13 protein-coding genes are annotated in these 11,985 nt (G+C 64.5%); 3 read left to right on the forward strand and 10 right to left on the reverse strand.

Annotation, left to right across the window (positions count from 1 at the left end; translation table 11 throughout):
- The first annotated feature begins 157 nt into the window (after positions 1-157).
- The gene (locus tag JQ575_RS12460; RefSeq protein ID WP_212033590.1) at positions 158-649 is read left to right on the forward strand and encodes a MarR family winged helix-turn-helix transcriptional regulator; all 492 of its coding nucleotides are present in this window, start codon (positions 158-160) and stop codon (positions 647-649) included.
- A gap of 32 nt (positions 650-681) precedes the next feature.
- On the opposite strand, the gene JQ575_RS12465 is transcribed toward JQ575_RS12460, so the two are convergent.
- The 3 genes from JQ575_RS12465 to JQ575_RS12475 are packed head-to-tail and all read right to left on the reverse strand — an operon-like array spanning position 682 to position 2,577.
- Positions 682-900, reverse strand: coding sequence for a ferredoxin (locus JQ575_RS12465; protein ID WP_212033485.1), 219 nt, complete (start codon positions 898-900; stop codon positions 682-684).
- The gene (locus tag JQ575_RS12470; RefSeq protein WP_212033486.1) at positions 897-1,364 is read right to left on the reverse strand and encodes an SRPBCC family protein; all 468 of its coding nucleotides are present in this window, start codon (positions 1,362-1,364) and stop codon (positions 897-899) included. Before JQ575_RS12470 ends, JQ575_RS12465 begins: the two co-directional genes overlap by 4 nt.
- 28 nt (positions 1,365-1,392) lie before the next feature.
- Positions 1,393-2,577, reverse strand: a complete 1,185-nt coding sequence (locus JQ575_RS12475) for a cytochrome P450 (protein WP_212033487.1) — start codon at positions 2,575-2,577, stop codon at positions 1,393-1,395.
- A gap of 107 nt (positions 2,578-2,684) precedes the next feature.
- Between JQ575_RS12475 and JQ575_RS12480 the strand changes: the two genes are divergently transcribed.
- Both JQ575_RS12480 and atzF read left to right on the forward strand, forming a co-directional pair.
- Entirely contained in the window at positions 2,685-3,371 is a 687-nt protein-coding gene (locus tag JQ575_RS12480; protein ID WP_212033488.1) for a GntR family transcriptional regulator, read from the forward strand.
- A gap of 239 nt (positions 3,372-3,610) precedes the next feature.
- On the forward strand, positions 3,611-5,401 hold the full coding sequence (gene atzF / locus JQ575_RS12485; protein ID WP_212033489.1) for an allophanate hydrolase: 1,791 nt from the start codon (positions 3,611-3,613) through the stop codon (positions 5,399-5,401).
- Between the two features lie 172 nt (positions 5,402-5,573).
- Here atzF and JQ575_RS12490 read toward each other — a convergent pair whose 3' ends face one another.
- From JQ575_RS12490 to JQ575_RS12520, 7 genes are read right to left on the reverse strand one after another with little or no spacing between them, the layout of a single operon-like run.
- Positions 5,574-6,311 carry a GntR family transcriptional regulator gene (locus JQ575_RS12490; RefSeq protein ID WP_212033490.1) on the reverse strand — a complete coding sequence of 246 codons (738 nt, stop codon included), beginning with the start codon at positions 6,309-6,311 and terminating at the stop codon, positions 5,574-5,576.
- A 36-nt stretch (positions 6,312-6,347) separates the two neighbouring features.
- Entirely contained in the window at positions 6,348-6,740 is a 393-nt protein-coding gene (gene hpxZ, locus JQ575_RS12495) for an oxalurate catabolism protein HpxZ (protein WP_212033491.1), read from the reverse strand.
- 14 nt (positions 6,741-6,754) lie between these two features.
- Positions 6,755-8,131, reverse strand: a complete 1,377-nt coding sequence (locus JQ575_RS12500; RefSeq protein WP_249166613.1) for an AtzE family amidohydrolase — start codon at positions 8,129-8,131, stop codon at positions 6,755-6,757.
- A gap of 7 nt (positions 8,132-8,138) precedes the next feature.
- Positions 8,139-8,318, reverse strand: a complete 180-nt coding sequence (locus tag JQ575_RS12505) for a DUF4089 domain-containing protein (RefSeq protein ID WP_212033493.1) — start codon at positions 8,316-8,318, stop codon at positions 8,139-8,141.
- 20 nt (positions 8,319-8,338) lie between these two features.
- Positions 8,339-10,051, reverse strand: a complete 1,713-nt coding sequence (locus tag JQ575_RS12510; protein WP_212033494.1) for an ABC transporter ATP-binding protein — start codon at positions 10,049-10,051, stop codon at positions 8,339-8,341.
- Between the two features lie 10 nt (positions 10,052-10,061).
- Complete coding sequence (locus JQ575_RS12515; protein WP_212033495.1) at positions 10,062-10,961, reverse strand: ABC transporter permease; 900 nt, start codon at positions 10,959-10,961, stop codon at positions 10,062-10,064.
- Between the two features lie 5 nt (positions 10,962-10,966).
- Positions 10,967-11,980 carry an ABC transporter permease gene (locus JQ575_RS12520; protein ID WP_212033496.1) on the reverse strand — a complete coding sequence of 338 codons (1,014 nt, stop codon included), beginning with the start codon at positions 11,978-11,980 and terminating at the stop codon, positions 10,967-10,969.
- Between the last annotated feature and the right edge of the window lie 5 nt (positions 11,981-11,985).

Below are 11,985 nucleotides of genomic sequence, written 5' to 3' on the forward strand. Positions count from 1 at the left end.
GCCCGTCGGCCGCCGGCCTCTGTGGGCCGCTCTTGCGCATATTGTTGGTCGCAACAATTGTTGTCGTCAACAACAATATTTCCTTCCCGGCCGCAAAGCGCTAGAAGGAGAGCGACGCGGGGAGAAACATGTGTCGAGCAGAGCGGCCCAACCAGCCTTGAAAACCCCAGTTTCCGCGAACGGCAAGCGCGGCGGAAATGGCCAGGCACGCCACCAGGAGCAGGATATCGAGGTCGGCCTCGACGGGCTGATCGGCCATGCCGGCTACGCGGTGCGGCGCTTCCAGATCTGGATCTTTCAGGATTTCATCCGGACGCTGGCGGCGGTCGATATCAAGCCGACGCAATATTCGGTGCTGACGGTGATCGGCGCCAATCCGGGCCTGAGCCAGATGGCGGTCGCCAAACGGCTCGGCATCGAGCGCGCCCGGCTGGTGCACCTCCTGGACAGTCTCGAAGACCGCAAGCTGGTGCGGCGCGTCCAATCCAGGACCGACCGCCGCTCCCACGCGCTGCACCTGACCGCGCGCGGCCAGGCCTCGCTGCGGCAGTTCAAGCTGCTCGCGGCCGAACATGAACGTCACGTGGCCGAGAAGATCGGGGCCGAGAACCGGGAGCAGTTGCTCCGGATTCTGTCAGCGTTCACCTGAGCGCACCGTCCATGGCTTTGCGCCCTTTGGCCTCAGCTCTCGGCACTGTCCTCGATGACGATCGCGCCCTCCGGACAGTTGGACTGCGCGGTAAACGCCTTGTCCTCGAATTCGCGCGGGACAAGCACACGGCTCGTCGCTCGCGCATTGCCGAGTTCGTCGAGTTCGAACAGTTCCGGCGCAAGCGCGTGGCAGCGGGCATGCCCTTGGCATTTGTCCGGAACGACCCGCACCGTGATGCGCCCGTTCATGCGCGCTGGCTCGCCGATTGCGCCGCCCAACGCTGCTCGACCAGCCGTTTGATGTTAGCCAGCCCAATGATGGCTTCTTCATCCATACGCTGGAGTTGCGCGTCGCTCGGTGCGGAGGGCCGGGCGGGGTTTCGCAGATGCCTCGTGTATTTGGTGACATCGCCGGCACGTTCGAAGGTGTAGCGAATCACGATTGGCCCGATGAAGTCGGTTGCGGCCTGCACGGTCCAGGCATTCGGGCGATCGCTCTCGGTGACGCTCCAGTCCAGCACCACCTCGCCGCGCCTGATGTGCCATTGCTCGCGAAAGGTTTCACCAGTTGCGAGCGCCCGATCGGCGCCATCGATACGATGTGAGGCAGCCAGCCATTCCGGCCAGGAATTCGGATTGCAGACGTAGTCGTAAATCGCCTCCGGCGGCGCCTCGATCAGAATATCGTGGCGGCGGTCGAATGAGTATGACATCGCTAGCTCCAGTTCCTTGGCGGATGATTTAGCCAAACACGATCGGCAGCAGGCGCGGCCCGCGCACGGTACCCTGCGACCAGGTCATCGGCCGGGATGGGTCGAGCCGAAACTCCGGAATCCGCCGCAACCACTCTTCCACCGCCACCCGCATCTCCATGCGCGCGAGGTTGGAGCCGATGCAGCGGTGGATGCCGAGTCCGAACGCGACGTGCGGATTTTCCTTGCGATCGATCACGACCTTGTCTGCGTCGGGAAACTTGCGGGGATCGCGATTGGCCGCCGGGAAAGAGACCAGCACCATCTCGCCCCGCTTCATCGGACAGCCGCCGACCGCGACGTCATCAACAATCTCGCGCGCCATGGTGACGGGTGCATACGCCCGCAGCAATTCTTCTATCGCCGTGGGGATCAGTTCCGGCTCCCTGACCAGCCGCTCGCGATCAGCCGGCACGGTCGCCAAATGCCAGATTGCCGAGCCGATCGCGCTCCATGTGGTATCGGTTCCGGCGACCAGAAGCAGGCGCAGCGCGCCGAGCACTTGATGGTCGGAGAAGGCTTCGCCGTTCGGCTGCCGCGCCTGGATCAGGAAGCTGACGAGGTCTTCGCCCAATTGCCCGCGGCGTTGCTTGATCTGTTCGGCGAAATAGGCCGACATCTCCTCCTCCGCCTGCTTCAACACCGCCTGATTGGTGATGCCGTCCTGCAGCGCCATGGTGATCCAGCCGCGAAAGCGATCGCCGTCGGACGCGGGGATTCCGAGCATGTGGGCGATGATCCGCACCGGAATATGCTGCGCATAATCGACCGCGCCGTCGCCGATACCGTTTTCAATGAATGCATCGATCAATTCGTTGCAGACAGCTCTGGTCCGGCCTTCGAGCGCGGCGACGGCCTGCGGCGTGAACGGTGGAATCAGCACCATCCGGAGCGGCCGGTGATCCGGCGGATCGGATGTGATCGGTGGCGAGTTGACGCGGTAATCGCCTTCGCGGACGACGACCCGGCGTGAGGAGAAATTTGCAGGATCGTAGGCGATCTCGCGGATATCGCTGTAGCGGGTCGGGAAATACACGCCGCGATAACGGCCGGTGTGAGCCACCGGGCAGGCTTCGCGCAATTCGCGCCAGATCGAATAGGGATCGGACAGCCACGACGGATCGAGATGATCCCAATCGCTGGTCCAATCGGTGACCGGAGGCCGAAGCGTCATGTTTCTTCTCCCCTACCTGCGTTGCACCGTCGCGATAGGCTGTCGATATCTGATATATCAGTAGTATATCAATCGACGACAGTCAACCGCCGTGCTAGGGAGGCAGCATGCGTCGCCCCAGGAAGCCCTCGCCCAAGCGAAACGACCTCGCGAACCTGACGGAGCACGCCTATCGCGAGCTTGAGGAAATGATCGCGACGCTGGCGCTTGCGCCGGGGACGGTGGTCTCGGAAGCGGCACTGTCAAAGCAACTCGGCATCGGCCGCACGCCGGTTCGCGAAGCCATGCAGCGGCTCGCCCGCGAACGGCTGCTGCAGATCCTGCCGCGGCGTGGCTGCATCGTCGCCGACAGCCGGCCCGACGAGGAACTGAACGTGATCGAGGCGCGCCGGCCGATCGAAATCCTGGTGGTCCGCACCGCTGCCATCCGCGCCAATACCGAAGAACGGCAGGCGTTCGAGCGGATCGCGAACGCAATGGCATCTTCACTCGCGATCGAGGACTTCAACGGCTTTGCCCGCCTGGACGCGGAGTTCAACGATCTCTGTCTCGCGGCGTGCCGCAATCCGATCGCGGCATCCATGATGCAGCTGATCACGACGCTGAATCGCCGCTACTGGTTCATGCATCACGGGCGGACCTTGCCGGGCGAAGGCGTCGAGCATCACGTCGAGATTGCTCGCGCCATCGCCCGCGGTGATGCCGAGGCCGCCGCCGGCGCCGCCGGGCGTCTGCTGGACTACATTGAAAGCTGGCCGCGGAAGATGCTCGCCCCGGTTCGCTTCAGCCAGTGATTTCGAGATTAACGGCATCGCCTATAAATTAGGCAATTGTAAAGCTTCGTGCCGCGAGAGCGAGTCCGCACCGACTCCCGACGATCAGATTAAGGTACCGGTATTGCACACCTATTTTCATTTCTCCGATTGCATCCCCAATTGTACACAATGGCACATCGCTTGCTTCAATCCGGATAGAACTCCTCGCTTTGGTCAGTCGATGGTGACTGATCTCAGCCAACCAGGACGGGCATCACGTGATTGAAACCGTTGCTGCGATCGTCGCCGCGCACCGCGCCGGCACCATGACGCCGGCGCAAACCGTCGCGCGCAGCTATCAGCGCATACGCGACCACAACGATCCCGCGATTTTCATCGCCCTGCGCGACGAAAAGGACGCGATGGCGGAAGCCGAAGCGCTGAGTGCAAAGGATGCAGCGACGCTTCCGCTGCTGGGCGTGCCGGTCGCGGTGAAGGACAATATCGACGCGCTGGGCCTGCCGACCACGGCCGCCTGTCCGGCGTTTTCCTATCTGCCGACGCGGGACTCGACCGCGGTCGCAAAACTGCGCGCGGCCGGCGCCATCATCATCGGCAAGACCAATCTCGATCAGTTTGCGACCGGCCTGGTCGGCGTGCGCTCGCCCTATGGCATCCCGGTCAATCCGGTCCGCAACGATCTCATTCCAGGCGGATCGAGTTCGGGATCGGCAGTCGCGGTGTCAGCCGGGTTGGTGCCGCTGGCGCTCGGCACCGACACGGCAGGAAGCGGCCGTGTGCCGGCGATGCTCAACAACATCGTCGGTCTCAAGCCGAGCCTCGGGCTGATCTCCAATGCCGGGCTGGTGCCGGCCTGCCGGACGCTGGATTGCATTTCGGTGTTCGCGCTCACAGTGGATGACGCCGTGGTGGCACTATCAGCGATGGCCGGGCCTGATGACGCCGACCCGTTTTCGCGCGACCGGCCGATCGGCGCGGTCACGGCTTTCCCCGGGCAGCTCCGGCTCGGTGTCCCCCGCAGCGGTCAATTGGTCTTCTTCGGTGATCGCGAGTCGGAGCAGGCCTATGGCGAAGCGCTGAAGCGCTTGATATCGCTTGGCGCAACCCTGGTCGAATTTGATCTCGAACCGTTTTATGAAACCGCACGGCTGCTCTATGAGGGACCATGGGTCGCCGAGCGTTATCTGGTGATCCGCGATCTCCTGGCGTCGTCGCCGGATTCGATTCATCCCGTCACGCGCGAGATTACCATAGCCGGCGCGCGGCCGACCGCGGCCGATACGTTCGCCGCGCTCTATCGTTTGCAGGCGCTGCGGCGCGTCGCCGAGCGCACTTTTGGCAATATCGATGCGCTTGTGCTGCCGACCGCGCCGACCGCCTATACGACCGCGCAAGTGCTCGCCAATCCGATCGAACTCAATAGCCGGCTCGGCACCTACACCAACTTCGTCAATTTGCTCGATCTCTGCGGGCTGGCGCTGCCGGCGGCGATGCGGCCCGATGGCGTTCCGTTCGGCATCACGCTGCTGGCGCCCGCCGGACATGACGCGCAACTCGCCAGTATCGGCCGCGCCTTCCATGCCGATACGGGACTGAAGATGGGTGCCAAGGGCCTGGCCCAGCCGCCGCTAGCAGCGCCGTCATCGCAACTGAGCGGCGACGAAATCGCGATCGCGGCGGTCGGCGCGCATCTCTCCGGCATGGCGCTGAACGGCGAACTGACTGATCTCGGCGGACGCCTGCTGGAAGAAGCCTCGACCGCGCCGGACTACAAGCTCTATGCGCTCGACACCACGCCGCCCAAACCCGGCATGCTGCGCGTCGAGGCTGGCGCGGGGTCGTCGATCAAGCTGGAGCTGTGGGCGCTATCGGCGGCCGCATTTGGAAAATTCGTCGCCGCGATTCCGCCACCGCTGTCGATCGGCACCATTCGTCTCGCGGACGGCCGCGGCGTGAAGGGGTTTTTGGTCGAACCCGCCGCGGTGAGCGGCGCCCGTGATATTTCCGCATTCGGCGGCTGGCGCGCGTTCATGGCGCAGAAGGTGTAAGCCGTCATTCCGGGCGCGCGAAGCGCGAACCCGGAACCATGCCTCCAACAAGTTGGTCCTTCTTTCAAGCGCCGCACCGTCCCTGCGGAGAAATGGATTCCATGTTCGCCGCGTTGCGGCGCCCTCAGATGCGCAATTGCGCATCGGGGAATGACGGACAGAGATCGCGCCTCTACGGGTGCGACACCGCGTAAAGCTCGTACTCCCCGCGCACCAGCTCGATATGCGCGCGCATCGCGGCCGCGGCGCCGGCCTTGTCGCCGCGCATGATCGCGACCACGACGCGGTCGTGCTCGGCGTGCGATTTGGCGAGCCGCCCGAGATTGCGGAACTGGGCGCGCCGGAACGGCTGCACCCGCACCCGGGTCGCCAGGGTCATCTCGGCGATATAGCCGTTTTGCGAGCCGGCATAGATCGCGTTGTGAAAACGCTCGTTGACTTCGTGGAACCGCTCCGGATTGCCGGCATAGCTCAAGACTCGCAGCTCCTCGTGGATCGCCTCCAGCTTCTGGCGGTCCGCCGCCGGCATCCGCTCCGCAGCAAGTCCCGCGCACAGCGCTTCCAGCTCCGCCATCGCCTCGAACATTTCGGTTAGCCGCTCGATCGAGGGCTGCGCCACCACGGCGCCGCGATGGGCGCGGGATTCGACCAGGCCGCTCGCTACCAGCTGCCGCAGCGCCTCGCGCACCGGGGTCCGCGACACGCTGAAGCGCCGCGCAATATCGGTCTCGTCCAGCCCCGATCCCGGCGCCAGCACGCCGCGCACGATCTCGTCGGCAAGCTGCAGCCGCAATTCCTCCGCGCGCGTGACCTTGTCCGCCTGCGGCGAGGCGCGGTCGACGCGCCGCACCACCGGCTCGGACTCCAGGCCGGCTTGCGGGATGCGCGTTGGAAGATCGTCAAGGCTCATGTCGTTTGTCCCAAAGTCCTTTCGACTCAGATCCCCTTACGATGCCGGCTCGTCGATGATGCTGACATGGGCGGCGACGATTCTCCACCCCTCCGGAAACCGTATCCAGGTCTGCATCTGCCGCCCCACCTTCTTGCCGCCCCACGCGTCGCGATAAAACAACGTCGAGGCGACAGCGGTATCGCGGCCATAGGTGGTGATCACGGTCTTGTCGGTCGTGCGCATCAGCCCCACTGGCGAGCGGCCGGCTCTGAACGCCATGATCGCCTCATAGCCGTAGAGATTTTCGTTGATGCCGTAGCGCAATGTGAGGGGATCGTTGCGGAACAATTCATCCAGCACCGCGACGTCGTTCGACACCAGCGCCGCTTCATAGCGCGCGAACTGCGCTGACACCTCGGCGAGCACGTCGGGAAGATCGATATCCATGGTCAAATTCCTCGCTAAATTCCTATTGGCGCAGGCGCCGCAGCAACGCCGGATTGCTCCAGCGCATGGGCGATGCGAAGCGCGATATCCTCGCGCCACGGTGCGGCGATGATCTGGACTCCGATCGGCATCGGCTCCAGCGGCACCGGCACCGCGACCACGGGCAGTCCGATGAACGAAATCGGCTGGGTATGGATGCCGATATTGGCGCGCACCGGCAGTTCGACGCCGTCGAGCTTGAAGGTCACCTGCCCGAGTTTTGGCGCGGTGCAGGGCGTCGCCGGCGCGATGATTACGTCCACCGATTTGAACAGTTCCAGCACCTGCGTGCGATACCAGCGGCGGAATTTCTGCGCTCGATCGACCAGCGGCGCGGGCACCATCGCACCCGCGATCAGGCGATCGCGCACCGCGGGATCGAAATCGTTCGGCCGCTTGCGCAGGCGATCAAGATGCAGCGACGCGCCCTCGGTAGTGGAGATGACATAAGCTGCGGCCCGGGCGCGCGCAGCTTCGGGAATTTCAATCGTCTGGGTCGCATCGAGAGCCTTGGCAACGCGCGCCACGGCCTCGACTGCCTCCGGAAACACATTCTTCTGGAAATAGCCGCCGGCAATCGCGACCCGCAGGCCGCCGATGCCTTGCGTGAGCTGCGACATCACCGGCTCAACCGGCCGCGTCGAGCACGCGGCATCATCGGCATCAGGCCCCTGCATCGCATCATAGGTCAGCGCGAGATCGCCGACGCTCCGCGCAAAAGGTCCGAGATGATCGAAGCTCGCCACGAACGGAAACGAGCGCGCCCGCGACAGCCGGCCGTAGGTCGGCTTCAGGCCAAAGATCCCGCAGAACGACGACGGCACCCGGATCGAACCGTTGGTATCCGATCCCAGCGCGATCGGCACCAGGCCACCGCCGACCGAACTGCCGGAGCCGCCGGAAGAACCGCCCGTCATGCGCGTCGGATCGTGCGGATTGCGCGACGGGCCGTCATGGACGTTCTCGCCGGTGAAATCGTAGGCGTATTCGCCCATGTTGAGCGCGCCGACCAGCACCGCGCCCGCCGCCTCCATGCGCTCGACCAGCGTGGCATCGCGCGAGGACGGCGCGAGGTCGCGGTTGATCTTCGAGCCCGCGCGCGTCGGCAGGCCCTCGACGTCGAACAGGTTCTTCACCGCGAACGGCACGCCCGCGAGCGGGCCCACCTTCTGTCCCGCCGCAACCGCCGCATCGACGGCGCGGGCTTTCGCACGTGCGCGATCCGCGGTGACGTCAGTGAAGGAATTCAGAACGGAATCATGCTTTGCGATCCGCGCCAGCGCAGCTTCGGTCGCGGCGAGTGCGGTCATCCTGCCGCCAGCCACGGCCTGCGCGATTTCTCGAGCAGTCATGGCGCGATCAGGCTGCGTAGACACTGGCGGGCTCGGTTTCGTCGGGCAATGCGAATTCATCGACCAGCCGCGCCAGTCTCAGCGATACGTCGAGGTTCGCGCGCACCGCCGGCCGCCAGGAATCTTCCACCGGCAACGCCAGCGCTTTCGCGACGGCGTCGATATAGTCGTCCAGGGGTTCGGCCATTTCGCTCCCATTCAGGTTTATCAGTGAACCGGCAACGGCGGATGCGGGATCGCCGTCAGCAGCTCCTTTGTATAGGCGTCCTGCGGATTGCCCAGGACCTGTTCGGACGAGCCCTGTTCCACGATTCGTCCCGCGCGCATCACGATGACACGATCGCACAACAGGCGCACCACATTCAAATCATGGGAGACAAACAGATAGCTCATGCCCAAGGACGACTTGAGGTCCTGCAGCAGATTGAGCACCACCGCCTGCACGGAGACGTCGAGCGCTGCGGTCGGCTCGTCGAGGATCACGAGTTTTGGGTGCAGCGCAATCGCGCGGGCGATGCCGACACGGGCCTTCTGGCCGCCGGATAATTGGTGCGGAAAGCGATCGAGCAGATTAATGGGGAGACCGACCAGCCCGGCGAGTTCCTCGCAACGGGCGCGCAGCGCATCGCGTCCACTGATGTCGCCGAGCTGCATGATCGGATCGACAATGGCGCGCGCCGCCGTGAAGCGCGGGTTGAGGCTGTCGGTCGGATCCTGGAACACCATCTGGATGCTCTTGCGCAGCGGCAGCCGCGCGAAGGCGTTGGGCAGCATGGCGCCGATCTCGTCGCCGTCGAACACGATGCGACCGGAGGTCTGGTCGAGAAGCCGCATCACCATCATCGACGTCGTGGATTTGCCGCAGCCGGATTCGCCGACCAGGCCGACGCTCTCGCCGTGACCGACCGTAAAGCTGATACCGTCGACCGCACGGAACAGTTCGGCCTCGACCGGCGGCTTGCGCGAGAACAATTTGCCGAGAACAGCCGTGGCGCCCTGGCGCGGATATTCCTTCACCAGTTTCTCGACCAACAGCAGCGGCTTGGTTTCGCTGCCGACCGGAGCCGCTGGCGTCAGCGCCGGCAACACCGCCGCGTCTTCTTCCGGCAACAGATCGCGCAAGGAGACGCCGATCCGCGGCGTCGCGCGCATCAACTTCTTGGTGTAGGCATGTTCGGGGTTGGCGAAGATGTCGGCGGATTTCGCGGTCTCGACCACGCGGCCCTTTTCCATCACCACCACGCGGTCGCAATAGGCGGCGGCGAGGCCGAGGTCATGCGTGATCAGGATGGTCGACATGCCGCGCCGTTTCGTGAGCTCGACGATCAAATCCATCACGGCCTTTTGCGTCGTGACGTCGAGGCCGGTGGTCGGCTCGTCCGCGATCAGAAGCTGCGGGTTGCAGGCCAGCGCCAGCGCGATCACGACGCGCTGGCACATGCCGCCGGAGAGCTCGAAAGGATAGGCATGGTAGCGCTCGCGTGGCCGCGCGATCTTGACCTGCTCCAGCGCTTCGATCGCCTTCTCGCCGCGATAACTGGCCGCCGACTGCACATGCTGGCGCAGCACGTCCTCAATCTGGTCGCCGACCTTGCGGATCGGATTGAGCGCCGCCCGCGGGTTCTGGAAGATCATCGAGATTTCGCGGCCGCGCAAATCCCGCATCTGGTTCTCGGTCGCGGCCTTGACGTCGATGCCGGAAAACATCACCGAGCCCTCGGCGATCTTGCCGGCGCGGTCGAGGATCCGCATCACGGCGTAAGATGTCACGGACTTGCCGGAGCCGGACTCGCCGACGATGCCGAGCGTCTCACCCTTGGCGACGGAGATGTTGACGTGCTGCACCGCTTTGACGATGCCGCGCCGCGTGGCGAATTCCACCGTGAGGTCGTTGACGTCGAGCAATGGCTGCGCGGTCATTGGCTCGCCCTCAAGTTCTGCGCTGCGGATCGACGATATCGCGCAGACCGTCACCGAGCAGGTTGAAGCAGAACACCGCGATCATGAGTGCGAGGCCCGGGAACAACGCGATCCACCATTCGCCCGACACCATGAAGCCGGCGCCTTCCGCGACCATGATGCCCCATTCCGCCGTCGGCGGCCGCACGCCGAGGCCGATGAACGACAGGCCGGCGGCATTGAGGATCGCGTAACCCATGGTCAGCGACATCTGCACGATCATGATCGGCATGATGTTGGGCAGGATGTGCACCAGCAGAATCCGGAACTCGCCATTGCCCGACAGCCGCGCCGCCTGCACGAAGCCGGCGTTGCGCCGGACATTGGCCTCGGCGCGGGCGACGCGGGCATAGAGCGGGAAATTCACGATCGCGGTCGCGATGATGATGTTCTGCACGGTATTGCCGAGCGCGGCGACGATGCCCATCGCCAGCACGAACAGCGGAAACGCCATGATGGTGTCGGCGATGCGGCCGACGATGCGGTCGGTCCAGCCACCGAAATAGCCGCCGGCGATACCGGCAAGGCCGCCCATCAGGAACACCAGCGCCACGGAAGCCACCGCGATGAACACATCCAGCCGTGTGGCCACGATGACGCGGCTGAAAATATCGCGGCCCAATTGATCGGTGCCGAACCAGTGCGCCGCCGACGGCGCCTTCAATGCCGCTGACGTGTCGCTGGCGAGCGGATCGTAGGGCACGATATAGGGCCCGAACACGGCGGCGAACAGGATCACGATCAACAGGGCGAAGGCGAAGGCGGTGACGCGGTTCTCGCCGAGCACATAGCGGGTGTGTTCGAAGATCGCTGTTAGTCCCGAGGTTCGCGCGGGACCGGCGGGTTCAACGGCAGGCGCAACGGTGCTCATGCTTATTACCCCTCCAACCTCACGCGCGGATCAATCACGCCGTACAGAATGTCGATGATCAGATTGAGCAGCACGTACATGACCGCCATGGTCAGCACGAAACCCTGCACCGGCGCGAAGTCCGACGAGATCAGGGCTTCGACCGCATAGGAGCCGATGCCGGGCCAGGCGAAGACTTTCTCCACCAGCACGTTGGCCCCGAGCAGGAACGAGAACACCATGCTGAGCGTGGTGATCACGGGCAGCATCGCATTGCGGAAAGCATAGGTAACGATCACGGTGCCCGGCGACAGGCCGCTGGCGCGCGCCGTGCGGACGAAATCCGAGGCCAGCACCGCCAGCATCGAGGCCCGCGTCATGCGTGCGATCGGGGCCAGCGAAAAGATCGCCAGCGTCGTTGCGGGGAGGATCAGCTGGCTCAGCGCGGAACGAAACGCCTCGAAATCGCGCGCGATCAACGTGTCGATCAGATAAAACCCGGTCACTGTCGGCGGCGCGCTGTAGAACACATCGAGCCGGCCGAGCGGCGCCGGCGACCAGCCGAGCCGGAAATAGAAGATGTAGACCAGCACCAGGCCGGTAAAGAACACCGGCAGTGATACTCCGGCCGTCGTCGTTATCCGGCAGAGGTGGTCGATCCACGAGCCGGGCCGGGTGGCGGCCAGCACGCCGAGCGGGATCGCGATCACGATGGAAACGAACAGGCCGAGCAGCGTCAGCTCGGCGGAAGCCGGCAGGCGATTGCGGATTTCGGCGGCGACGGGCTGGCCGGTGGTCAGCGAATTGCCGAAATCGCCATGGGCGAGATCGTTGGTGTAACGGAAGAACTGTTCGATCAGCGGCTTGTCGAGGCCGAGTTTTTTCCGGATCTGCTCGACCGCCTCCTTGGTCGCGGCGGGCCCGGCAAAATACGCGGCGGGGTCGCCGGGCAGCGCCCGCGTCAGCAGGAACGTCACGATCACGACCCCGATCAGCGACGGGATCGCAAACATCAGCCGCTTGCCGATCATGGTCAGCATGGCGG

The sequence above is a fragment of the Bradyrhizobium sp. JYMT SZCCT0428 genome (genome assembly GCF_018131075.1).
In the GTDB taxonomy this organism is placed as follows: Bacteria; Pseudomonadota; Alphaproteobacteria; order Rhizobiales; family Xanthobacteraceae; genus Bradyrhizobium.